General features: G+C 53.3%; 17 protein-coding genes and 1 CRISPR repeat array. Of the genes, 7 read left to right on the forward strand and 10 right to left on the reverse strand.

Features of this window, described 5'->3' with window-relative positions; genetic code table 11:
- Nucleotides 1–200: 200 nt before the first annotated feature.
- From RHH27_RS10545 to RHH27_RS10560, 4 genes are all read right to left on the reverse strand, one after another.
- Entirely contained in the window at nucleotides 201–1,097 is an 897-nt protein-coding gene (locus RHH27_RS10545) for an LD-carboxypeptidase (protein WP_206200090.1), read from the reverse strand.
- A 1-nt stretch (nucleotide 1,098) separates the two neighbouring features.
- Nucleotides 1,099–1,635: a DUF2808 domain-containing protein gene (locus tag RHH27_RS10550; RefSeq protein ID WP_302678239.1), complete on the reverse strand. Its 537-nt coding sequence runs from the start codon at nucleotides 1,633–1,635 to the stop codon at nucleotides 1,099–1,101.
- A 3-nt stretch (nucleotides 1,636–1,638) separates the two neighbouring features.
- Nucleotides 1,639–2,160: a transcriptional repressor gene (locus RHH27_RS10555; protein WP_206200092.1), complete on the reverse strand. Its 522-nt coding sequence runs from the start codon at nucleotides 2,158–2,160 to the stop codon at nucleotides 1,639–1,641.
- A gap of 196 nt (nucleotides 2,161–2,356) precedes the next feature.
- Complete coding sequence (locus RHH27_RS10560; protein WP_399372871.1) at nucleotides 2,357–4,288, reverse strand: transglycosylase domain-containing protein; 1,932 nt, start codon at nucleotides 4,286–4,288, stop codon at nucleotides 2,357–2,359.
- Between the two features lie 175 nt (nucleotides 4,289–4,463).
- Between RHH27_RS10560 and tyrS the strand changes: the two genes are divergently transcribed.
- From tyrS to RHH27_RS10580, 4 genes are read left to right on the forward strand one after another with little or no spacing between them, the layout of a single operon-like run.
- Nucleotides 4,464–5,690 (forward strand): tyrosine--tRNA ligase, encoded by a 1,227-nt coding sequence (gene tyrS, locus RHH27_RS10565; protein WP_206201686.1) that lies wholly within the window; start codon nucleotides 4,464–4,466, stop codon nucleotides 5,688–5,690.
- Nucleotides 5,691–5,747: 57 nt separating this feature from the next.
- Nucleotides 5,748–6,077 carry a hypothetical protein gene (locus tag RHH27_RS10570; protein ID WP_149819198.1) on the forward strand — a complete coding sequence of 110 codons (330 nt, stop codon included), beginning with the start codon at nucleotides 5,748–5,750 and terminating at the stop codon, nucleotides 6,075–6,077.
- Nucleotides 6,078–6,085: 8 nt separating this feature from the next.
- On the forward strand, nucleotides 6,086–8,824 hold the full coding sequence (locus tag RHH27_RS10575; protein WP_302678240.1) for a pitrilysin family protein: 2,739 nt from the start codon (nucleotides 6,086–6,088) through the stop codon (nucleotides 8,822–8,824).
- A gap of 4 nt (nucleotides 8,825–8,828) precedes the next feature.
- The gene (locus RHH27_RS10580; protein WP_206200096.1) at nucleotides 8,829–9,551 is read left to right on the forward strand and encodes a cytochrome c biogenesis protein CcdA; all 723 of its coding nucleotides are present in this window, start codon (nucleotides 8,829–8,831) and stop codon (nucleotides 9,549–9,551) included.
- 295 nt (nucleotides 9,552–9,846) lie between these two features.
- Nucleotides 9,847–11,899: direct repeats of the CRISPR family, unit length 36 nt; unit sequence GTGCTGGGATTCTTTCCCAGCCGAATTAATGGAAAC.
- A gap of 57 nt (nucleotides 11,900–11,956) precedes the next feature.
- Here the strand turns inward: RHH27_RS10580 and RHH27_RS10585 are convergent.
- A complete protein-coding gene (locus tag RHH27_RS10585; protein ID WP_302678241.1) occupies nucleotides 11,957–13,177 on the reverse strand; it encodes a F420-0:Gamma-glutamyl ligase in 1,221 nt (406 codons plus the stop codon).
- Between the two features lie 75 nt (nucleotides 13,178–13,252).
- Between RHH27_RS10585 and RHH27_RS10590 the strand changes: the two genes are divergently transcribed.
- Complete coding sequence (locus RHH27_RS10590; RefSeq protein ID WP_302679163.1) at nucleotides 13,253–14,029, forward strand: DUF1350 family protein; 777 nt, start codon at nucleotides 13,253–13,255, stop codon at nucleotides 14,027–14,029.
- Between the two features lie 48 nt (nucleotides 14,030–14,077).
- Nucleotides 14,078–15,319: a tryptophan synthase subunit beta gene (trpB, locus tag RHH27_RS10595; RefSeq protein WP_302678242.1), complete on the forward strand. Its 1,242-nt coding sequence runs from the start codon at nucleotides 14,078–14,080 to the stop codon at nucleotides 15,317–15,319.
- Between the two features lies 1 nt (nucleotide 15,320).
- On the opposite strand, the gene asnS is transcribed toward trpB, so the two are convergent.
- From asnS to RHH27_RS10610, 3 genes are all read right to left on the reverse strand, one after another.
- On the reverse strand, nucleotides 15,321–16,709 hold the full coding sequence (asnS, locus tag RHH27_RS10600) for an asparagine--tRNA ligase (RefSeq protein WP_302678243.1): 1,389 nt from the start codon (nucleotides 16,707–16,709) through the stop codon (nucleotides 15,321–15,323).
- An 11-nt stretch (nucleotides 16,710–16,720) separates the two neighbouring features.
- Nucleotides 16,721–19,033: an endonuclease MutS2 gene (locus RHH27_RS10605; protein ID WP_302678244.1), complete on the reverse strand. Its 2,313-nt coding sequence runs from the start codon at nucleotides 19,031–19,033 to the stop codon at nucleotides 16,721–16,723.
- Nucleotides 19,034–19,179: 146 nt separating this feature from the next.
- Entirely contained in the window at nucleotides 19,180–20,139 is a 960-nt protein-coding gene (locus RHH27_RS10610; protein WP_302678245.1) for an FHA domain-containing protein, read from the reverse strand.
- A gap of 195 nt (nucleotides 20,140–20,334) precedes the next feature.
- Between RHH27_RS10610 and RHH27_RS10615 the strand changes: the two genes are divergently transcribed.
- Nucleotides 20,335–20,811 (forward strand): Dps family protein, encoded by a 477-nt coding sequence (locus RHH27_RS10615; protein ID WP_302678246.1) that lies wholly within the window; start codon nucleotides 20,335–20,337, stop codon nucleotides 20,809–20,811.
- On the opposite strand, the gene RHH27_RS10620 is transcribed toward RHH27_RS10615, so the two are convergent.
- Together RHH27_RS10620 and RHH27_RS10625 are read right to left on the reverse strand one after the other, a co-directional pair.
- Nucleotides 20,808–21,182 (reverse strand): hypothetical protein, encoded by a 375-nt coding sequence (locus tag RHH27_RS10620; protein ID WP_302677638.1) that lies wholly within the window; start codon nucleotides 21,180–21,182, stop codon nucleotides 20,808–20,810. The two genes, RHH27_RS10615 and RHH27_RS10620, sit on opposite strands and share 4 nt — an antisense overlap.
- Before the next feature lie 81 nt (nucleotides 21,183–21,263).
- Nucleotides 21,264–24,431: an EAL domain-containing protein gene (locus RHH27_RS10625; RefSeq protein ID WP_310745001.1), complete on the reverse strand. Its 3,168-nt coding sequence runs from the start codon at nucleotides 24,429–24,431 to the stop codon at nucleotides 21,264–21,266.
- Nucleotides 24,432–24,579 lie beyond the last annotated feature (148 nt).

Here is a 24,579-nt window from a genome sequence, read left to right on the forward strand (position 1 = left end):
TATGGCCAACCTGTTAAGACCTTAGACCAAATCAACGCCAAGTTAAGTGAGCTGCTTAAGAAATAGCGACTCGGAAACTCCTGGGCAATCTTATCACCCAGATTTTCATTTCATTGTTTGCCCGCGATCGCCTTCTGCTTATGAGTGGGATTAGTTTTTACCAATCTCGGCACTGGCAGAGGTGGTATTTTGATTTTGGGTCAGAGCAATAGCCGCAAAGAGCCGCGATCGCCATCTAGCTCAGCTGCCACCCCCACCGGTAATGCAGCATTGACCCCCTCATGGCCAAAGGGCAAGTCACTGACAATGGGAAGCCCCAAATCCGCCAAGCGATCGCCCAAAACCTCAATCACGCGAAAATTGGGTTGGGTGGTGGGATCCTCACAGCGACTAAAACGACCGAGGGCAATCCCCTGAATCTGATGCAACACACCACTGCGGCGCCACTGCGTCAACATGCGGTCAATGCGATAGGGGGCTTCACCCACATCCTCTAGGGCTAAGATCACATTCTCAAAAGAAGGACAATCAGGCGTCCCCAGTAAATGAGTCGCGACTGTTAAATTCCCCACCAAAAGACGACCCTGCACCACACCGCCCCCCCAACCCGTTCCCAAGAGCGGCTCTAGGGGTTTGCCCCGCACCAGATCAAAAAGCCGCTGCTGACTCCAAAGGGGTTCTGCCGCCAGCGTGGTGAGTACTGGGCCATGGACACCGGCCACCCCTTGGTTAGCATAGCTCCACAGCAAAGCCGTAATATCCGAAAAACCAATCAGCCATTTCGGCGATACCGCTGGCCACTGCCACTGCTCCAACAGACGAGTCGCTCCAAATCCGCCCCGCCCGCAGAGAATACCCTTAATAGAATCATCTTGCAATAAGTGCCGCAGGCGATCGCGCCGCTGTTGATCGGCACCCGCAAGGTAGCCCCAGCCGGCAAAGGCCGCCTCATCGACAATCACCTCATAGCCCTGAGCTTGCCAACAGGCCACTCCCTGCCAAAAAGGTTCCCTTTGGCGGAGGACACCACTAGGAAAGGCGACGGCAAGGCGATCGCCCGGCTGAAGCGGCGGCGGTAATGTTGCAAAGACGGTCACGTTAGAAAAAATTAGAATTGCGGTAAAACTGCAAGCGCCCCGTGCCGATATTTTGACCTATGGCGCGATCTCCCCCCCGAGGAAAGGCTGTCACAGCAAAAAGATACGTCCCATCCCATTGGGGATTGCGCACAGGAGCAACCTCAACCCGCAGGTACCACCCCGGTGGCACAGGGGGATCAAAGGTCACTGTGAGCAGCGCTGAATGGCCATCAAAGGTCACCTTGCCCAAGGGAATCGGCTGGCGGGAGCGATCGCCGATAAAAGCACGGGTACGTTGGGGCAAAAAGTAAATCGTCTCAATGCCGGGCAGTTGTTGAATGTCGAGCCGGGCAAGGGGTTCGCCTGCGGTGGTCGGTATCTGCACAATGAAGTTGTAGGTGGTATTCGTTAGCCACACTTGAGGATAGCGGGTATTGGCTTCAACAAAAATGGGTGGCTGATCAAAGGCCACCCGACCATCGGGAAACTCAACCCCTAGGCTCTGAGGGGGCAAAGCAGCTATGCCAACAAGGGCGATCGCGAAGGGTCGTCGCATCCCTTATTTACCCCGCGAGGGGGGTTCTGTGCCGTGGGCGATCGCGCTACTACAGACCCAGTTTTCCGGCAGGCCGGGGTAACCGCGCCGCAACGCCTCTGGACAAATGGTATAGATCGTCAGTTGGCAATCAATCAATTGCACACCATACTTCTCCGTCTGCTTCAGAGCCTGCTTGAGAATCGTATCATTGTCGAACTCCATTGTGCGGTTGCATTGCACGCACACCATGTGGTGATGGTGGTGCGGAGACATTGTATTGAGTTCGTAGTGCTTGTGTCCCTCGGCCAGTTCCAACTCCCGCAGAATACCCATCCGTGACATCAACTTCACAGTGCGATAAACGGTGGATAAACTAATGGAGTGTCCCTGTTTACGCAACTCATGGTGCAGGTCTTCAGCACTCAGGTGGTTGCCCTTAGGCAGATTCTGGAAAATATTGAGAATGGTTTCTCGCTGTGGCGTCAACCGCCAGCCCTTCTCGTTCAGTTCTGCCTTTAAGGCTGCTGCTGTATAAAGTGGCATAGGAGATTCGCCTGATCTGCCGATATTTGGTTTGCATGATAGCCGACAACAAGTGTCATTTGCAACAACCACAGCTTATTGAGAATAATTACAATAGTTTTACTGAACTTTCTGCAAATGAGTTGCAACGCCCAAGCACAACCCAAGCAATCATCAATGGGTTCAATGGCGCAGAACCCAGTTCAAAAACCAATCCTTAATTTGTTTGCCGCTGCGGCTTGGGTCGCTGGAACTTCGACATCGGGGTAAAGTCTTCGACGGGCACATCCTTGAGTGCCTGACTCATGAAATCCCGCCAAATGGGTGCCATAAAGCCACCCCCCGTTGCCCCCTGCCCGAGGGGCGCATAGTTGTCATTCCCTGCCCAAACCGCGGCTGAGAGTTGCGGCACATAACCGACAAACCAAATATCCCGCTCAGAAGAGGTGGTGCCTGTTTTCCCTGCGGCGGGTCGGCCAATGTTGGCACCTGTGCCTGTCCCACTGGTGATCACACTTTTCATCGTGTCATTGATGGCTGCGGCCGCCCAAGGATCCAGCACCAGTTTGGGGCGAGGGGTGTGATCCAAGAGCAAATTGCCATTATTATCCGTAACTTGAATAATCGTCGTGGTGGGGGATTGCCAGCCATTGTTGGCGAATGTGGCATAGGCAGCGGCCATTTCCAAGGGCGTCAGATCCACCGCCCCCAGAGGTAGAGAAACCACAGGAAGCATGGGACTGGTAATGCCAAGGGTACGGCAAATTTCAATAACGCGCTCAATACCCACCTCTTGGCCAAGAACAATGGCAGGAATATTGCGGGACATGGCCAAAGCCATACGCATAGACATCCCACCCATAAAGGAGCCATCGTAATTTCGCGGCACATACCACCCACTGCCATCGCGATACCTAACGGGTGAGTCGTTAATTCCAGAATCGGGCGTATATTTGCCACTGGCATAGGCAGCATAAAAGACAAAGGGCTTAAAGGCAGACCCCGGCTGACGCATCGCTTGGGTGGCGCGATTAAACTGACTGCGGTTGTAGTCCACACCGCCGACAAGGGCTTTGACATAGTGCGTTCGTGGATCTACCGCCGCCAAAGCCAACTGATCGGCGCGCACACCACTGCCCCGTAGGGTTTGATAGCCGCGTTGGATTGCCTCTTCGGCCATTTTTTGCACCTTGACATCAAGGCTACTTTGTACCCGCATTCCCCCACGGATGACCGCTTCACGACCAAACTGGCGGGTCAACTCCTGTAACACAGCATCGGTAATCCAAGGACTGCGACTGCGCTGGAAGGAGGTAATTTCCCCCAGCTTGATCGGTTCTTGGGCAGCAGCAGCGGCCTCTTGGGGGGTGATCCAATCCAATTCCACCATCCGATCCAGCACCAATTGCTGCCGTTCTTTGGCGAGGTCAAAATCCACAAAGGGGCTATAGGCCTCGGGCGCTTGGATAATGCCAGCCATCATGGCAGCTTCGGCAAGCGTGAGATCAGCGGCATTTTTTTTGAAGTAGCTTTGGGCGGCGGTTTGTACGCCGTAAGTGTTATGTCCCCAATAGACTTGATTGAGGTACATCTCCAAAATTTCATCTTTGCTGAAGATCTGCTCGAGGCGCATGGCCAGGACAGCCTCAGCCACTTTACGACTAATGGAGCGATCTTGAGACAAAAAGAGATTTTTCACCAATTGCATCGTCAGGGTAGAGCCACCCTGTACGGTACGCCCCGAGGTGAGGTTGACCATTAAGGCACGGGAAATACCAATGGGATTAATACCGCGATGCTGATAGAAGCTACTGTCTTCGATCGCCATCACAGCCAGCTTCAAACTGGGCGAAATTTCGCTGAGGGGAACGACTTCGCGGTTTTCTTCATCGTGAAGGCTGACAAGGAGGGTGCCCTTAGCATCGTAAATGTGCGTCGTTTCACTGGGAATGTAGCCCCGCAGCGATCGCACATCCGGCAAATTCCGAAAGCTAATCGCCAAGCCCAGCAGCCCCCCGCCGATTGCCGCACAACCAAAGGTCATCCCGACAAGGAAGGTACGGTTAGCAATTCGCAGGACCCCACGCCAGAAGTTTTCATCTTGGGGGCGGGTTTGGGAGGGGTGTTTGCCAAGGGTAGTGGTGGACACGACAGTCGCTTCCTGACGCCAATTATTTTTTGCTTCGTATATGATTTTTTTATTGGGATAAAAGTAAGGGATAGCAAGATTGCCGCGCGATCGCAATTGATTGCTATCATAGCCATCCTAGACCAGAAAATGTCCTCGCCCAAATCGAATGCCCAATCCAATGCCCAATCAAGTGATGTCTTCAGACCTTGAGGCCACAATTGCACGGCTGCAGCGCGGCGTTGTCGAAACCTTTCCCCATGTCCCTGATTCCACCAAACCCGAAGAAAATCTCTGGGTCTATTTGCGGCAAATGGAGCGCCCGCTGCGAATTAAGCTTGGCATTGATCCCACGGGCAGCGAAATTCACCTCGGTCATAGCATTGTCCTGCGCAAGTTACGCCAGTTTCAGGATGCGGGGCACTGTGCCGTGCTGATTATTGGTGACTTTACGGCTCAAATTGGCGATCCCACAGGGAAGTCGGAGGTGCGCAAACAACTCACCCCTGAGGAGGTGGCAACCAATGTGCAAACCTACCTTGAGCAAGTGAAGCCCATTTTGGATTTTGAGACCCCCGGCCGCTTAGAAATTCGCTACAACTCGGAGTGGCTCGCCAAGCTGGACTTGCGGAAAATTCTCGAGCTACTGGGAACGATGACTGTTGGCCAAATGCTGGCCAAGGAGGGGTTTGCCGAACGCTACGCCAAGGAAACGCCCATTTTTCTCCATGAGTTTCTCTATCCATTGATGCAGGGCTATGATTCAGTGGCGGTGGCGGCAGATGTGGAACTGGGGGGTACCGATCAAAAATTTAACATTGCTGTGGGTCGCGATTTACAGCGCCATTTTCGCTTGCCCACCGTGCAATTTGGTCTGCTGATGCCGATTTTGGTGGGGACGGACGGAGTACAGAAAATGTCGAAGTCCCTTGGCAACTATGTGGCGCTTACGGAGTCGGCAGCCAGTATGTACTCCAAGCTGGAGAAAATTCCCGATGCCTTGGTGAACCAATACATTGAGTTGCTCACGGATTTGCCCTTGGACAGTTTACCCACCAATCCCCGCGATCGCCAGAAGGCCTTGGCCCTAGAAGTCGTGAGTCAGTACCATGGGCGCGATCTCGCCCTGCAAACCCAAGCGGAACTAGCCGCGATCGTCACCCAAGGACAAACGGCACAGGCGGGATCGATTCCAGAGTATTCCCTTGGGGAGTTTCAGTTCCCTGTGAAGCTGACTTATGTGCTCAGTCACACCAAACTCTGCCCCAGTAGCAGCGAAGCGCGGCGACAGATCCAAGGGGGTGGGGTGCGTCTCAACGGCGAAAAAATTACGGATGTGGACTTTACCCTCACGGCACCGGAACCCTATGTGAACCAAGTGCTGCAAGTGGGTAAGAAAAAATTCCTGCGCTTTGTACCTTAGGTGGCAGTTGGCATTCTCTGCCAGAATGAAGATGAGGTGGTGCAGAGAATGTGTAGGATGAGCGAGCAGGAATTTCAAGCCAAGGTACTCAGCGAGTTGCAGGCGCTGCGTGTAGATGTGGAGAAACTCGGCACCGATGTTGAAAAACTACAAACGGATGTCGAAAAGCTCCAAACTGATGTGCACAAACTGCAAGGGGATGTGAGTGAGTTAGCCACTCAGGTGAAAAATCAAGAGTACAAGTTTGAAGTTTATCAACGGGGAACCGATGCCATGGTGCGGATGGCAACAACGATCATTATTGCGGCGGCATCCGTTGTTGTTCTGGCGAGTCTTTCCCCGGCGATTACAGCACTTGTGAGCGCGATCGCCCACCAAGGGAATTAACTACAACGATGACCCTAGGGCTGGTTCCACAATTCGTTAAGATCTTCTTATTTATTGGCTTGATGCTCTTGAGTACCAGTTTGGCTGTGATTTTTCCCCTGAACCCCGTCGCAGGACTCAGTAGTGGTGTGACCAAAACCGTTTTAGACAATGGCCTCACGGTTCTGATTAAAGAGATTCCCACCGCCCCTGTGGTGAGTTTGCAGGTGTGGTATCGCGTGGGTTCGCGCCATGAGCCCAAGGGGGAAAATGGGATTGCCCACCAACTGGAGCATTTGATGTTTAAGGGCACCAAGAGCCGTCCCGTCCAGTTTGGTCAGTTGTTTTATGCCCTTGGCAGTTCTTCCAATGCCTTTACCAGCTACGACATGACCGCCTACCACCATACGGTGCGCGCTGACCAACTAGAACCACTGCTGATTCTCGAGGCGGATCGCCTGCGCAATACCCTGATGACCCCCGATGCCCTTGAGAGTGAAAAACGGGTGGTGATCTCGGAGCTGCAAGGCTATGAAAATAGTCCTGAATATCGCCTCAGTCGAGCCGTGATGGCCGCCCTCTATCCCCATCATCCCTACGGCTTGCCAGTGGGGGGAACGGCCAGTGATGTGGAGCAGTTTACGCTGCCAGCGGTGAAGAGTTTTTATCACCAGTACTATCGTCCTGATAATGCGGTTGTGGTGATTGCTGGCGATGTCCGTCCCCCAAGGGCACTGGAACTGGTCAAGAAAACCTTTGGGCAGATTCCTCGGCCAACCGACCCTCTAAAGTCTCCTTCATTACCGCCGCCAACGGCAGGTCAAGCCCAGCGAATTCGCCTCACAGAACCGGGAAGTGCGCCGCTATTACAGATTTTGGTACCCATTCCAGCGATGACCCATCCAGATCAGGCGGCCTTGGATGTGCTGGATATGCTCCTCAGTGGCGGACGCAGTTCGTACTTGTATCAGGAATTGATGGAAACGGGTCAAGCCAGTTCGGCCTACTCCTATGTGGCCGCGTTACAGGCGGGGGGCTGGTTTGAAATTGGCGCGATCGCGGCCCCGGAGCAATCCCTTGAGACCATTGAGCAGACCATTGGCCAGATTCTCAACCAGCTGGCAGAGCGTCCCTTGAGTGCCGCTGAACTGCAACGCGCCAAACAACAGCTCAAGGCCAACTTTATCCTGCGCAATCGCGACATTGATGCCCAAGCCAGTCAACTAGCCAACGATGAAACCCTGACGGGAGATTACCGCTTTAGCGATCGCCACCTTGCGGCCATTGAAAAAGTCACGGCTGCGGATGTTCAACGAGTGGTGCAAACCTACTTTGGGCGCGATCGCTGGATTGTGGGGGAATTTATTCCCAGTGAATTTGCCGATGTTGAGCTTTCAGGTCGGCCGGGTGCCCAAACCACCGCCCATAATCTTGTCGGTGAGCCTGTAGATCCGCAAACCATTGCCGCCTATTTACCCCAAGGGAGTGGGCAGGCTGCCCCTGAGGTCAAAAGCAACGGGGTGGAAACCTTTACCCTGAAAAATGGCCTGCGGGTGCTCTTACTCGTGGATCGCAGTACACCAACGATTACGCTGGCGGGGCGCATTGACGCTGGAACGGCCTACGATCTCTTGACCCAACCGGGGGTGGCTCACCTGACGGCTGCGAACCTGCTCAATGGCACGCGGCGCAAAAATGCCCTGACGCTGGCACAAACCCTTGAGGATCGTGGCATTAGCCTAGAATTCAGCGCCTTCCGCGATGGAGTGGATATTGAGGCCTATGCCTTGGCCAGTGAGCTACCCATCCTCTTGCAAACCCTTGGTGAAGTGCTTCAAGAAGCCACCTTCCCAGAGTCGGAGTTTCAGCTCAGCCGACAACGCTATCTCACGGCTCTGAGTCTTGAGGCGGATGATCCTGTGCGCTGGGGGCGCCGCGTCCTGCAAGAAACCCTCTATCCCGCCAATCATCCCCTGCATCCCTTTGCCACTCCTGAATCTGTACAAGCAATTCAACGCCCAGACCTGTTGAACTTTTATCGTGCCGCCTATACCCCCGATCACACGATTTTGACCCTCGTGGGAGATTTTGACCCTGTGGAGGTGCGATCGCGCCTCAATGAAATTTTTGGCTCGTGGCAACCCCAAACGGATCCCCTGTCCCTAACCTTTCCTGCAGTTTCACCGCCCGAGCAAACCCTCTTTAAGAATGCGGTGATTGCCGGTAAGAGCCAAGCGATTACCTATCTGGGGACGCCGGGGATCGATCGCCGCGATCCTCGCTTCTACGCAGCGATGCTGATGAATCACATCCTAGGGGGAGACACGCTGGCCAGTCGCTTGGGCACAGAGATTCGCGATCGCCAAGGGTTGACCTATGGCATCTACAGCTTCTTTAGTGCCAGTCGTCAAGCAGGGCCTTTTATCATTCAATTGCAAACCGCCCCTGAGGATACCGCCAAGGCCATTCAGGCCACCTTGCAACTTCTCAGGGATGCCCACCGCCAAGGATTCACCGCCGCCGAACTCGGAGCCGCCAAGCGCAGCCTCAGTAATACTTACCTTGTCGAATTGGCCAATGTGGATGTGGTGGCGCGGACGCTTGTAGGGAATGCCAGCGTGGATTTACCCCCAGAAGAACTCCAGCAGTTTAGCGATCGCCTGCAGCAGGTGACCTTGGATGAAGTTAATCACACTCTGCGGGATCTGATTGATCCAGAGCGACTGGTGATTGTCACTGCCGGTCCTAGTGTTTCCTTTAGCCCCTAGAACGATGGCCAGCTTAACCTTAGGACTTTACCACCTAGAACAGTGGGCCAACCAATGGGTGACGGCTCAACTGAGTGATCTCACCGTGATCAGTGTCGGTATTGTGTTTCTGGCGGGACTGCTCACAAGTCTGACTCCCTGCACCCTTTCGATGCTGCCAATTACTGTCGGGTACATCGCCGGCTACGCTACAAAGCAAAATAGCTCCGTCTTGCGCCAGTCTCTTGGGTTTGCCCTTGGCCTCGCAACCACCTTAACCCTGTTGGGGATGATTGCTGCTGTTGCTGGTCGCATCTATGGTCAGGTGGGCTGGGGGTTAACGATCGTGGTGAGCTTGGTGGCGATCGCCATGGGCTTAAATTTGCTCAATGCCTTGCCCCTGAGCTTTCCCCGCAGTCGCTTCCTAGAGGAACTGCCGGCTCGGGTTCCTGCGGGGTTGCAAGCTTATACCCTAGGGGCAACATTTGGCCTTGTGGCAGCACCCTGTAGTACGCCGGTCTTGGCAACGCTGCTGGCATGGGTGGCCACAACCCAAAAGCTAGTGGCGGGGGCTGGTCTGCTGTTGGCCTATACAACAGGGTATGTCGCGCCGCTGATTTTAGTCGGAGTATTTAGCGGTGCCTTGCAAAGGCTCTTGGCACTGCGGCAGTGGTCGAGTTGGATTACCCCTGTGAGCGGTGTGCTCCTCATTGCTTTTGGCGTCATTGCTTTAGCCATTCGTCTTTAGTGCTCAAGCCAAAGGGGCAGTGGTTGGCCGATGGCGGTAGCCATGCAAGCACCTCTGGACAAAAATATCCTCTCAGCTCGGCAATTTTCTCAAACCCAGTCTCCACAACGCTTTGAGCAATTTCTAACAGATTTGGAGGTGCTTGAATTTTCCCGAAATTCAGTTCCAGAGTGACTTTCACGTCCTGTGACCCTACGGATCTAAAAATTTTACAAAAACAAAAAAATGATCCCGTCTAGGTGCTTGAAAATGACCTGTGCTATAGTAGTCGTAGAGCACCTTCTAGGAGGGTGCCGTGCTGGGATTCTTTCCCAGCCGAATTAATGGAAACGCATTTTGGCTAAAGATTCAATAAGTCGCCAGTTTGTGCTGGGATTCTTTCCCAGCCGAATTAATGGAAACCTAGTCGTACACTTTTAGAAGTTTTGCCACTACCACGTGCTGGGATTCTTTCCCAGCCGAATTAATGGAAACATCTTTCTTTGGATACCCGTTTTGTAGTTAAAGCAAGTGCTGGGATTCTTTCCCAGCCGAATTAATGGAAACGATACCGCTTGCAGGAAGATCAATTACAGATCTCATAGTGCTGGGATTCTTTCCCAGCCGAATTAATGGAAACTCGGGGATTGTGTACCCCGCAAGGAATTCCCGCTCGGAAGTGCTGGGATTCTTTCCCAGCCGAATTAATGGAAACTCGTGGAATAGGTATCGAAAAGAGTTTGAGTTATTGTGTGCTGGGATTCTTTCCCAGCCGAATTAATGGAAACCAACCTCTGAATATTTGAAATACGCAAAGAAAGAAGATGTGCTGGGATTCTTTCCCAGCCGAATTAATGGAAACAACCAATATCCACTTGATTAAGTCTTCTTCGGGCGGCGGGGGGTGCTGGGATTCTTTCCCAGCCGAATTAATGGAAACTATAGAAAAGAAAATATCACATGTAATTGTAAAATGTGGTGCTGGGATTCTTTCCCAGCCGAATTAATGGAAACGCATCTGTATACCAATTAATCACCGCCTCGCGTTTGTGCTGGGATTCTTTCCCAGCCGAATTAATGGAAACTTAATCACCGCGTCTGTTGTGAGATTCAAAATATGTGCTGGGATTCTTTCCCAGCCGAATTAATGGAAACATTAATAGGCACAAAAAAATCCCCCCTCCCTTGGCGTGCTGGGATTCTTTCCCAGCCGAATTAATGGAAACAAGAAATGGGCAAAAAATTTTCAGAAAAGTTTAATGTGCTGGGATTCTTTCCCAGCCGAATTAATGGAAACTCGGGGATTGTGTACCCCGCAAGAAATTCACGCTGTGCTGGGATTCTTTCCCAGCCGAATTAATGGAAACTAGATACTTTTGAAAGTCTTTATCAAGATTTTTTTGGTGCTGGGATTCTTTCCCAGCCGAATTAATGGAAACTGATACACGCGGAAGAACAGTGCTAATAAACTGGGGGTGCTGGGATTCTTTCCCAGCCGAATTAATGGAAACGAGACCCATAAGTAATTTCCTCTTGAGTAAACTACGTGCTGGGATTCTTTCCCAGCCGAATTAATGGAAACGAACGTCTAGATAAACATGATTGTTTTCAATGATTTTTGTGCTGGGATTCTTTCCCAGCCGAATTAATGGAAACCTAGGTTTCCAGTTTTCAGGGATTTGTCCCTGAGCAAGTGCTGGGATTCTTTCCCAGCCGAATTAATGGAAACGGGTAAAGTAAAAGCAATTCATCGTAAATTTCTTGATGGTGCTGGGATTCTTTCCCAGCCGAATTAATGGAAACTGCCTTCAAGAAAGCGATAATTGTAAAATCGAATGTGCTGGGATTCTTTCCCAGCCGAATTAATGGAAACGGGTAAAGTAAAAGCAATTCATCGTAAATTTCTTGATGGTGCTGGGATTCTTTCCCAGCTGAATTAATGGAAACAGTTTATCGTGATAAAAGATATCTAGTTCTGAGCTGTGCTGGGATTCTTTCCCAGCCGAATTAATGGAAACGTGTTTGACCGCCCATAGCGGTCAGCAAAAGATAGTGCTGGGATTCTTTCCCAGCCGAATTAATGGAAACTACTCAACTAAAGCGGTAAAATCCCGCTGAACGTGCTGGGATTCTTTCCCAGCCGAATTAATGGAAACAAATGCTGGCTGATTATGTAGATATTGCAACTAAGCGTGCTGGGATTCTTTCCCAGCCGAATTAATGGAAACGTCTGAGCATTTTTTCACATCGCCTTTATAAGTAAGTGCTGGGATTCTTTCCCAGCCGAATTAATGGAAACACGATCTCGCGCCGCCTTCAAATCCCGCTCAATTGTGCTGGGATTCTTTCCCAGCCGAATTAATGGAAACCCGCAATGTTTTAAAGAAACAGAATTATATTTTTCTTCGCAATGTTGGCCATAAGAGCTAATGCATCTTGTCTAGGAAACCCTCAGTCGAGCTCGGAGAAACACCGCAAGGCCGGATTAAGACAATGGGTGTTTGCTCATCGGCATTACCGGCGGGGTTTTTCTTCAGAGCAGTCGTGAGGAAGTGAGGGGAGACTCCTTGGCTAGCGGCAAGCACCTTGACTGCCCCTAGGTCGTTAACATCCACAATGGCGATGCCCAAACCCGTTTTTGCTGCTAGATCCTCCACGACGGCTTGGGGGTTAACAGGTCCCATAACAATAAATTGATCGTAGGGGGGCAGAGTACCTGTCACATCGTCAATGAGGCGGGCTTGTTCGCCAGCCAATTGATAAAATCCGCCCTTGTGGCCAAAGACTTTGGCGATCGCCCCCCCCAAAAAGGCCAAGAGTACCCGTAGCGCTCCCACTTCCTCCACTAGCGCTTGCATGCCACAGGCGGTGGCCAAACTTGAGGTGGGCAAGAAAAACTGACACACCCGCGTTGCTACCCACCCCGGTTGCATTTGTGCCGGATCCTTGAGGCGACCTTGGATAATGGCAAGGGGTGTTTCCCCAATGGCAACAATGTCTCCAGGTTGGGCATGGGGCATCACATAGCGATTGAGCACCTCTAGGGGAATATCCAACGGCGTCAGTAAATGGGTGCGAATGGGGAGTACCTGACATCTCTCCGCCTGTCGCCACACACCTGTATCTCCCGTGGCCGGAAACTTGAGGGGGATAAATTCATGGTGGGTTTTGGCAAAGCGACCGTGGGGGCCATAGGCAATGTAGTGAATCTTGACCCAAGCAGCCTTGACCTCGCTCACGCCAATTCCCTGCAAATCCACACAAATCTCGACATTCGTTTGCTTGGTGGACTTGACGATATAGGCAAACCAATAGCCATCGGCACGGGGGGGAAACTCTGGCTCCGGGTGGCGGGGGATGACCTGCACATCCGTCTGAATCATATCGACACGGCCATCGGACAATAGCACCACCTCTGCCCGTAAGTCTGGCACCATCACCTCAAGGCCACGGTGGGGGTTGCTCAGTCCCAATAGCCCGACAAAACGGTAGTGGGTTGGCTCATAGATTTCCAGATTCCAAGTGGCACCGATCACTTCAAGGGGATGGGCTGGCCGCCGCCGATACCGCCATTCCAAGGCCAAGAAGATCAAAGCCGCAATGGCTCCGAGGACTGCTGCACCACTGCCAACGATCGTCTGAATCATTTCTTGGGCTCTCCCACCGCATCTCTTGTATTCGCTAGATTACTAGCAGTGAGGTATCTTTTGGAGTCATTGATTTTGCAGTGGCAAGAAGTTCGCGGCAATTGGTTGTATATTCCCCCGCGCCCCTTGGGGTGGATTCACTTTCTCGGCGGCGCCTTTGTGGCCACCGCACCCCAAGTAACCTACCGCCGTCTGTTGGAGCATCTTGCCGAAGCCGGCTATGGCATTATTGCCACGCCCTTTGTGAACACCTTTGACCATGGGGCGATCGCCCTCGATGTGCTAAATAAACTCGACTATGCCCTTGATTGGTTGATCTATCGCCGAGGCTACCCAGCGGCATTGCCCATCTATGGTTTGGGACACAGTATGGGCTGCAAGCTCCACCTGCTGATCAATAGCCTCTACGATGGCGATCGCGCCGGCAATCTCTTCATGGCCTTCAACAACTACCCCGCCAGTCAATCCATTCCTTGGATAGAAAACCTTGCCCCCGTGGGTGTCGAATTCAGTCCCAGCCCGACAGAAACCGAAAAACTGATTCAAGAGCGCTATCCTGTGCGCCGTAATCTCTTGATCCGTTTCCAAGAGGACGATATTGACCAAACAGCCCGCCTGCGCAGTCTCCTCAGAGCCAAATTTGGCGATATGGTCACTGCCTTGAAGCTACCGGGGAATCACCTCACCCCCCTCAGCCAAGGACTCAAGTGGCAAGTCGGCGCAGAATTTTCTCCCCTAGATGCCGTCGGCCAGTGGATCAAGCAAAGTCTCTTTCCCGAAATGCAGATTCTGGAGGAGTGTCTGTTGGAGTGGCTCAATCCCCTAGGCACTGCCCGCCGTTCCCGCCCGTAGCGTGGCACAATCACATAAGGAACCCTTGATGAAAAAAGGACTTTGCCCGTGACTGTTGCCCCCTCTGCTGCCCTCAGTGCTGCTGCTCGCCCCGATTCCCGCGGTCGCTTTGGTCGCTTTGGTGGCAAGTACGTTCCCGAAACCTTGATGCCCGCCCTCAGTGAATTGGAGGCGGCCTTTGCCCACTATCGCCAAGACCCTGATTTTCAAGCCGAATTGCAGCAACTTCTGCAAGACTATGTGGGTCGTCCTAGTCCCCTCTACTTTGCCGAACGCCTCAGTGCCCACTATGCCCATGATCAAGCCCAACCCCAGATCTATCTAAAACGGGAAGACCTCAACCATACGGGTGCCCACAAAATCAACAATGCCCTCGGTCAAGTGCTCCTTGCCAAGCGCATGGGCAAACAGCGCATTATTGCGGAAACGGGTGCTGGTCAGCATGGGGTAGCCACGGCAACCGTCTGTGCCCGCTTTGGCCTCCAATGTGTGATTTACATGGGGGTACAGGATATGGAGCGGCAGCGGTTAAACGTGCTGCGGATGCGTCTATTGGGAGCAGAAGTGGCGCCCGTCAGTGCCGGTACAGGAACCCTGAAAGATGCCACCTCCGAAGCGATTCGCGATTGGGTGACGAATGTTGAAACCACCCATTACATCTTGGGTTCAGTGGCGGGGCCCCATCCCTACCCGATGCTGGTGCGGGAATTCCATGCCGTCATTGGGGCAGAAACGCGGCGGCAGTGCCTTGAGAAATGGGGCGGGCTGCCCGATATTTTGCTCGCCTGTGTTGGCGGCGGCTCCAATGCCATGGGACTCTTCCATGAGTTTGTTGAGGAACCGCAGGTGCGCTTAATTGGTGTTGAAGCTGCGGGTCAAGGGGTGGACACGGGTCACCATGCTGCCACCCTCACCAAAGGGGAAGTGGGGGTACTCCACGGTGCCATGAGCTATCTCTTGCAGGATGCCGATGGTCAGGTGGTTGAGGCCCACTCCATCAGTGCCGGTTTAGACTATCCGGGCGTGGGGCCAGAGCATAGCTACCTCAAGGACATTGGTCGGGCAGAATACTACAGTGTCACTGATGCTGAGGCCGTGGCTGCCTGTGTGCGCCTAGCTCAGTTGGAGGGAATTCTCCCTGCCCTCGAAACCGCCCATGCCTTGGCCTATCTGGAAACGCTATGCCCGCAATTGACAGGGCAGCCGCGCATTGTCATTAACTGTTCAGGACGCGGCGACAAGGACGTGGAAACGATTGGCCGCTATTTTGAGGCACAGCAAGCCCCCTGAGCTAGAACTCCGCATTCCCCGGTGTACGCGGAAAGGGAATGACATCGCGGATATTGTCCATGCCCGTCATAAACTGCACCAACCGTTCAAATCCTAAACCAAAGCCGGCATGGGGGACACTGCCATAACGGCGTAAATCCAAGTACCACCAGTAGGGGGCAGGGTCTAGGCCTTGGCTCACAATTCGCTCCTGCAGCACGTCAAAGCGCTCTTCCCGCTGGGAGCCACCAATGATCTCGCCAATTTTGGGGGCGAGGACATCCATTGCTGCTACAGTTTTGCCATCGTCATTGAGGCGCATATAGAAGGCTTTGATGGCAGCGGGATAATCATAAACAATCACGGGGCGCTGGCAGTATTCCTCAGCAAGGTAGCGCTCATGCTCCGATTGCAGGTCTAGCCCCCAAGCCACGGGAAATTCAAAGGCGCGGCCACTTTTTTCTAGGACTTGAATGGCTTCTGTGTAACTAAGGCGGGCAAAGGGTTGAGTTGCCATCTGTTCGGCGGTGGCCATGACGCTATTGTCAATGCGCTCCTGAAAGAAGGCCATATCCTCACTGCAGTGGTCAAGGACATGGCGAAAGACAAACTGCAAAAAGGCCTCCGCCAGTTCCATATCTCCCATCAGCTCACAGAAGGCCATCTCTGGCTCCACCATCCAAAACTCGGCAAGGTGACGCGAGGTATTGGAGTTTTCAGCGCGGAAGGTGGGACCAAAGGTATAGACATTGGTAAAGGCTGTGGCCATAATTTCTGCCTCCAGTTGGCCACTGACGGTGAGGTAGGCACGACGACCAAAAAAGTCTTGACTGAAGTCAATATTCCCCTCTGGGGTTTTGGGTGGCTGCGCTAAATCCAGGGTGGTGACGGTAAAGAGTTCCCCAGCCCCTTCGCAGTCACTGGCGGTAATGATCGGGGTGTGTACCCACAGGAATCCCCGCTCCTGAAAGAACTGGTGAATGGCAGTGGCACAGGCATTGCGCACGCGCATCACCGCGCCTAGGGTATTGGTTCGCGGTCGGAGATGACCAATGGTGCGTAGAAATTCAAAGCTGTGGCGTTTCTTTTGCAGGGGATAAGTTTCTGGATCGGCACCGCCCCAAAGGTGAATCTGCTGGGCATGGAGTTCAATGGTTTGGTTTTTGCCGGGAGAACGCACCAGTTCGCCACTGAATTCTGCGGCAGCCCCTGTGGTCAGGTCTTTAATGGCTGGCGTTGCTGCTGCCACGGTGTTGGGAATGACCACCTGCAATCCGGCTAGGGTTGAGCCATCGTTGACGTTGACAAACGTACATTCCTTGAGTTCGCGTTTGGTGCGCACCCAGCCCTTGACGGTGACGCGATCGCCCACTTGACCTTGATGAAGAATGTCCTTAATCCGCTGCTGCATGGGTCTTGTTCCTATAACTGCACAATGGTTACTCCCCGGCCACCCTCTTCAGGAGGCGCAAGGTGATAGCTTTGAACGCTGGGGTGCTGATCTAAAAATTGATGCACAAACTGGCGGAGGGCACCACTGCCGTGGCCGTGGATAATCCAAACCGTTCCCTGCTGGCGGTTGAGAAATTCCTCTAGGAGAGGTTCCGCCTCATGGGTGCGCTTGCCCCGCAGATCGAGGGTACGGCTCTCTGTGCGAATGGCGGGTGCTGGGGTGCGAGAAGGGGGTGGGGGGGGAGCTTGAGCTGGGTCGGACTTGGGTTTAGATGGTGTGCGTACCGGTTCGCCCTTGAGGGACTCTACGGCGTGGGGCGGCACAGTAAATTTCACGGAACCCACTTGGACGACAATATCCCCCTGCTGGCTGACACTGAGGACTTCGCCCACCTGTTGCCATTGGGGCAAGCGAACGCGATCGCCCGGTTGAGGAATAAAGCCAACGGGCGGAGGTGGTGGTAAGTAAGTTTTCTCAATCTGATGCAGCGCCGTTTGGGCAGCTTGTACCTGTTCGGGACTGTTGGCGCGTTGCAGTTGAGCAATGACTTTGGCAATTTCCTGCTGTGCTCTACGAAGAGCTGTGCGTACCTCTTCTTCCAATTGTTGACGAAGTTGCTGCTGGCGTTGTCGCAGTTCCTGCGCTTTGGTGGCAATTTCTTGGTAGAGGGCTTCAGTATCGCGAAGCAGGGTTGCCGCAGCGGTGGTTTTCGACTCCTGCACTTGGCGTTGTGCCACTAGCCCGCTAATCATCTCGTTGACACTGTTGCTGTCACCGCTTAAAAAGGCCTTGGCACCTTCAACAATACTGGGATGTAGCCCCAACCGCTGGGCGATCGCTAGGGCATTAGACTGTCCCGGTATGCCCCACAGCAGCCGATAGGTCGGGGCAAGGGTGGTCTCATCAAACTCAACGGCGGCATTTTCAAAGCGGCTGTCCTGATACTTGAGGGCTTTGAGTTCGCCATAGTGGGTGGTGGCAAAGGTGAGACTGGCGTGGTCTGCCAGATAGCGCAACAGGGCGATCGCTAGGGCTGTACCCTCACTGGGATCCGTGCCGGCCCCCACTTCATCGAGGAGCACCAACGTATTGCCCCCTGTCATCTCGAGCTCTGTGAGAATATCGCGGATATTGCAGATATGACTGGAAAAGGTGGACAGGTTTTGGGTCAGGGACTGCTCATCCCCAATGTCTGCCCAAATCCCTGTAAACCAGGGCAACTCTATGGGCGCTGCCGCTGGCACATACAACCCTGCTTTTGCCATCAGTGCTGCCAAGCCCAAGGCCTTCAAGGTTGCTGTTTTGCCGCCGGTGTTGGGGCCAGTGATTGTCACCACCTTGGTGGGGGGGGGCAATTCAATGTCAATGGGCACCACGGTCTGTCCTTGCTCATGGTGCTCTTGCCACACCAAGAGGGGATGCCGCAACGCCTTCAGGTGCAGCCGCGTGTCACTGACAAACTGGGGTGGGTTGCCCTGCAACCAGAGACTATAGTGGGCACGGGCGACCGCCATATCGAGGGTGGTCAGCACATCGAGCAGATACCACAAATCATCACTAATCGTGGCCAACTGATCCGAGAGGGCTTGGCAAATGGTGCGTTCGGCCTCAGCCTCTTGATGGGTAAGTTGTTGCAGGCGGTTTTGCAGGTCAATGGTTTCTTGCGGCTCAATGTAGAGCGTGGCACCACTGGCGGAGAGATCGTGGACAATTCCCGGCATCTGGTCTTTGTGGGTGGCTTTGACTGCCAACACATAGCGATCGCGCCGTTGGGTGACCACCGCCTCTTGAATGGCACTGGCTCGCTGCTGCAGAATCTGCTGCAGTTGCTGCTGGATCTGGGCACGGCACTGCCGTTGCTGCTGGCGAATCTCAGCCAATTCTGGACTGGCGCGATCGCTCACTTGCCCTTGATCAGTAATACAGCGGTAGATTTCTTGAGCCACCTCAGGATAGGTGCGAATGCCGGCCACCAGTTGCTGAAGCGCCGTGAGTTGCGCGTGTTCCTCAATTTGACGCCGCTGTTGCCGCGCCGCACTCAACAGGTGGGCGATCGCCAGTAGCTCCATTCCCTGCAAACAGCCTTGGCGATCCAGCCGCGCCAGCGCCGGTTCAATATCTGTGACTTGGCTAAAATCGAGGTGCACTTGGTGCACCGTTTCCAGGGTAATCACCTCAGTGGTTTGAGCCAACAGCACTTGACTGGCTGCTTGGGTGCCCCCTAGAATCTCTCCCCCCTGCAGCTGGCGCATCCCCCGTTTGGTAGCAGCAAACGTTGCCAACTGCTGACAGAGACGCGGCCACTCCAGCCGCCCTAGGGATTTGTCTAGTGCACTAACTTGTGACGTGAGAACAACCAATGTTCGCTATCTGCTGAAAACACTACTTTCACTGACTGTAGCACTGCTCACCAATCCGTGCAGCGGTTCTAGAGAACCATCCCCGACGACATCTCCGCATCCACGGCATCCTGCAGTTTCAGCAGGGTACTGGTGAGGGCTTCAGGATTGAAGTAGGTCCATTCGATGGCTTGGGCGATCGTTTGCAATCGCTCGGTAATACTCGTGAGATCTCCAAACAGATTTTCGCGCGGCAAGCCCGCAAAGAGTGCCATCGCGCCTTGGTTGACCGCCCACTTGCACTCCGATTCATGGACACGGGTGCGCAGGCCACTGAGGAGAATGACATTCATTTCTGGATAGCGCTGGCGATACTGGCGACAAAAATCGTAGGGATTGGTTTTTGGCATTCCCAAATCGAGGAGCAAGAGGCTGACTTTGCAGTTGAGGGACTCCACATGGGCAATAATTTTTTCTAACTCAAAGTGGGATGTTGCCCAAATCGTCGAAATCCCTTGGGAGTTCAATAATTCCCGCCACATTTCCCCTTGGGTACGCGAAGAGTGGGTCATCAAGACCGTGACTTGGCCATTACTCCCATGGGAATGATTGGTGTAGGGGTGGGGACTCGGCGCATCCCGCAGGTCAATGTACTCTAGTTCTGACTCACCAATGGAAATGCGATCGCCGTGTCTGAGGAGATGGGGAGCGTGGATACGGTTATTGCCGATAAATGTCCCGTTCATGCTTCTGAGGTCGGTCAGCCGATAGCGATGATCCGCCTGCCGCTCAATACAAAGGTGATGCCGCGAACACCAGCGATCGGGTAGGACAATATCACAATCTTTACTTCGACCAATTTGCCAAACGGGTAACTGATCCAACACAATTGAACGTTGCATGTAAACGGAGTGCAATAATAGTCGGGGTGTTGGTGCCGCTAGAATCAGCTCACTGGGACGCATGAACCCCCACTGCTGTTCACCAGAACGGCTGGGTGCTTGTAGGTGTGGAACGTAGGTATTGGGGCGATTGGCTGAGGCGTCCATAGCAGCAGCTAAAAAACACTAAAATCATCAAACTTATTTTTATGCTGCCTATCCTAGCGTTGATGAGCAGCGAGGGACTACCTCCATCTTAGATGTCAATAGAATGGCAATAGCACCCTCTAGGTTGCTAAAACGTACTCGTTATGAGTATGATAAATAGACAGGACAGTTCGATAACTGTCAAAGGAGACCACTATGACTGCAACAATCACACTAAAAGAGCAAGTGCTAGCCACCCTGAAACGGGAACAGGCCAATGCGGTTGTCCTGTATCTGAACTATAAAAAGTACCACTGGCTAACCTATGGCCCCTTGTTTCGGGAGTTGCACCTGCTGTTTGAAGAACAGGGAACAGAAGTCTTTGCCATGATTGATGAACTGGCTGAGCGTAGCTTGATGCTTGATGGCCAGCCAGTGGCAGACCCCGCAGACTATCTCAAAGTGGCAACGGTAACCCCCTCAACCGGCCAACTCACGGTCAAGCAAATGATTGAGGAGGCGATCGCTAACCATGAGCTGATCATTACCGAGATGCACCAAGATGCAGAAGTGGCCACTGAGGCGGGCGACATTGGTACGGCTGACCTCTACACCCGTTTGGTGCAAACCCACCAAAAACATCGCTGGTTCCTTAAGGAGTTTTTAGCCAAAGGCGATGGCTTGGTCAGTTAGTTGCGAATTGGGCCGTTGTAGTCAATGGTGGTGCGACCATCGGCAGCCACAGTAACGACAGTTTCGATACTGGGCAGGGATGCGGGCACGCCATTGCTGACTCGATGGCCCAAAATCCGAAACGTGTAGGAGCCGTCGGCATTGCGCACATAGGGGGCTTCACGGACAGGCCCATGCAGGGACTGATCGGCTCGATAGCGACTTAATCCGCCATTGACACGTTCTGCGGCTTGGCGGGCATAGTTGCGGGCGCGAACGAGCTCGACAATGTTGACAGGCTCAGGATTAGTTGCTTGGGCAATGGCAAAGGGGGCGATCGCTCCCCCAAGGGAAAGACTCAGCATGAGGCTAGCAATCAGCGGCTGGGTCATCAGGCTTCTCCACTCAGCGGTCTTTATCTAAGATAGCCAAGGGGCTTTGCTAACCCCTAGATAGCGGTCTTGATGCAACAATTATTTGCTTTCCGTTTGACAAGGCGTGACCCTCGCTTGTAGTAACTGGTGCGCTTGCTCCTCAGAGAGGGGTTTACCAAAGAGAAACCCCTGACCCCGCTGACAGCCCAACGCCTGCAAGCACTGCTTTTGGGAGAGATGTTCAATGCCTTCGGCAACCACTTCTAGTTGCAGGGCTCGGGCGAGGCTAATAATGGCACGAACAATTTCTAAATTTTGGAAATTGGTTTCGATGTCCCGGACAAAGGACTGGTCAATCTTTAGGGTATACAACGGCAGTTGGCTAAGGCGGCTGAGGGAGGAATAGCCAGTGCCAAAGTCATCAATGCCACAACGAATATCAAGGGCTTGGAGCGCCTCCAATTGCTCTTGGGCAAACCTTGAATCGGGCATGATCACTTCCTCGGTAATCTCCAGAATCACTTGCTGGCCGCGAATCCCATAGAGCGGCAACAGATGCTTGAGCAAAGGAACCATTTGGCCAGAATTAAAGAAAGCACTGGAAATATTGACACTGAGGGTGAAGTCGGCAGCCCGAGAACCCAGTGTCTGTTGCCATTGGTAGAGGTTGAAAATTGCCTTTTGCAGAACCCATTGATCCAGTTTTGTGGCTAGACCCAACCCCAGAGCCAAGGGCAAAAATTCTGCCGGACTGATCCAACCGTTTTCGGGATGCTGCCAACGAACTAATACTTCAAAACCAACAAGGCTGTCCTGACTGAGGCTGACAATGGGCTGGTAGAAGAGCGCTAGTTGCTCCTGCTCTAGGGCACGGCGAAATTCCTGTTCCCGTTGTAAGCGGGTGTAAACCGCTTGGTGGTGCTCCGATTCAAAGAGTTGCATACCGTTGCACCCTTGCCCCTTGGCAGCATACATGGCAATATCAGCATCCCGCAGCAGTTCACCGGCAGTGCGGTAACGAGAATTAACAATGGCGATGCCAATGCTGACGCTGACACTTACTTCAGTGCCCTTGAGCACATAGGGTTCACTAATGCAATGGCGCAGGCGATCGCCATACTCATAAATCTGCTGGAGACCCTCAATGTGTTCGAGGATGGCAATAAACTCGTCTCCCCCCAATCGGCCAACGGTGTCCTGCTGGCGCATACTCGACCGAAGGCGATGGGCAATTTCTAGAAGTAACTCGTCGCCGGCATCATGACCCAAGCTATCATTGATGACCTTAAACCGATCCAAATCCAAAAACAAAACGGCAAAGGGCGGAATGTCACCGCGGTGGTAGGCAGCCAGCAGTTGATCAATTTTTTCTGTGAGGAAGGTGCGATTGGGGAGATTCGTTAAACTATCCTGGCAAGCCAGTTGCCGCAATTTCTCCTCCGCTAGCTTGATGTTGGTGATGTCCAAGCAGGAACCAAGGTAGCCAATGCAAGTGCCGTCTTCGGCATAGCGGGGTGCCGCTTGCTTGAGTACCCAGCGATAGACACCTTGGCCATTGCGCAGGCGGTGCTCAATTTCATAGCTTTGCTGCTGCTCAACGGCAAGACGGATGGCCTGCTCTGTGCGCTCCCGATCCTCAGGATGGACAAGGTCTAACCAGTTCCAGCCAAGGATTTGGTCTAAGGAGGCGCCCAAGACGCGGCAAATGGTTTGGTTGGCAAACTCAATGGTGCCTTTGCTATCTGCCAGCCAGATCATCAAAGGTGAGGCATCGGCCATCTGGCGAAAACGGGTTTCACTTTCCACTAGGGCTAGCATGGCTTTTTTGCGTTGGGTGACATCCACCCCCACCGTGGTGATCAGGTAACTGCCATCCCCTTGAGGTTCAGCGGTGGCATTGAGGGAAATCCACACCTCATGGCCGTCGCGATGTTGAAAGCGATATTCGGTGTGGGCACAGCCTTCTTGGAGTAATTTCTCGCGAAACGGACGATGATAGGCTTCCCAGTCCTCGGAGGGAACCCGCGATCGCCAAAGATTCGGGTCTTCTTGAAAGTCAAAGGGGCTGTAGCCGAGAATGCGCAGGTGCCCTTGGGAGAGATACTCATAGCGCCAAGAGCCATCAGGAAAGAGCCGTATTTCACTGACAAAGGCATCAGCGCGATCCAACAGTTGATTGAGCTTTTCTTGGGCGGCGTGGAGTTCCCCATTGACTTTGTGCAAATCGAGGGTGCGGGCAATCACCTGCGCCTCAAGGTCCGTTCGCTGGGCTGCAAGTTGCTGGGTTAGCTGCCGTTGTCGCGTGACATCCACTGCCGTCAGTAAAATGAACTGTTGGTTGCTGTTGGGCAGTTGCAGCGGCAGGGAAACCATCTGCCAAATACGCTCTTGTTTGGCGCGAGTGCGGATGCACACATCCCCATGCTCAACCCGTGCCTGCGTTATAAGGCAGCGTTGGAATTCTGTGGCCGCCCACTGGCGTTGCGCTGCTTCAGGAAAGGCAATTGCCAACCACCCCTCCCATGTGAGAGTTTCCTCTGGGCTGCTGCCGGTTTGCTCTTGCCATGCCCGATTCATCAACCACAGTTGACCATCCGCCGCCACCAACGCCATCGGCAGCGGTGACAAAAGCAGGCTGTTGCGGAACACCTCGTCCATTTCAGTGTAGGCGCGCCAAAATGACTGCCGCTCCTGCTCTACTTGGTTCAGATGCTGAGCCTCAATAACTAAAAGAGTGACCAAAAAAGCGATGATACTGATGATCTGCACCTCTTGGGCTAAGCGCTCCGAAAGCCATAGGCGATCGTGGTGCACCCATTGAATTACCCAACCAATGAGGAGGGGACCAAGGATGATCCAAGGCAACAATCGCCGCAAAAGTAGGCCACCTATTTTTTGTGAACTGAAGTAACGCATCACCCCTCGGGAGGGATGCCATTCGATAAGGCAGAGGTTCAGCAGCCCAAGAAGAACACAGGCGAGGATTTGGCCAAGGATAGAGGTACTAAGAGACAGCGGCAATTGGTACAGACCGGCCAATACCTCAAGGAACAGCAGACAGGCACTTGTGATTGCCCCACCTTGGCCGAAAATCACTTGCCAACTTGACTCCCCCATGACCCCCCACAGGGCCACCCCTAGCCCTATAAAGGCCACAGGCCGTAGCAAACTGGTGTAGGCCGGCAAAGATAGAGCTTGCCACGGAGCAGTGATTTCCTGAGCATTGAAAACTGCTACGGCAATTGCCATCCCCATGAGAACAAGCACTAGGCCACAGAGCTGGGGGAGGCATGCTAATTCTCGATCTCTGCTCCTGGATCCCATGAGGGTGATGGCCAATGCGGTTAACCCAAGGGCGATGGCAGCAAAAACATCAATACCGACCAAGAGAGGCGAGTGGGAAGTGATGGCAGCG

It is taken from the genome of Thermosynechococcus sp. PP555 (assembly GCF_031583225.1).
Classification (GTDB): Bacteria; Cyanobacteriota; Cyanobacteriia; order Thermosynechococcales; family Thermosynechococcaceae; genus Thermosynechococcus.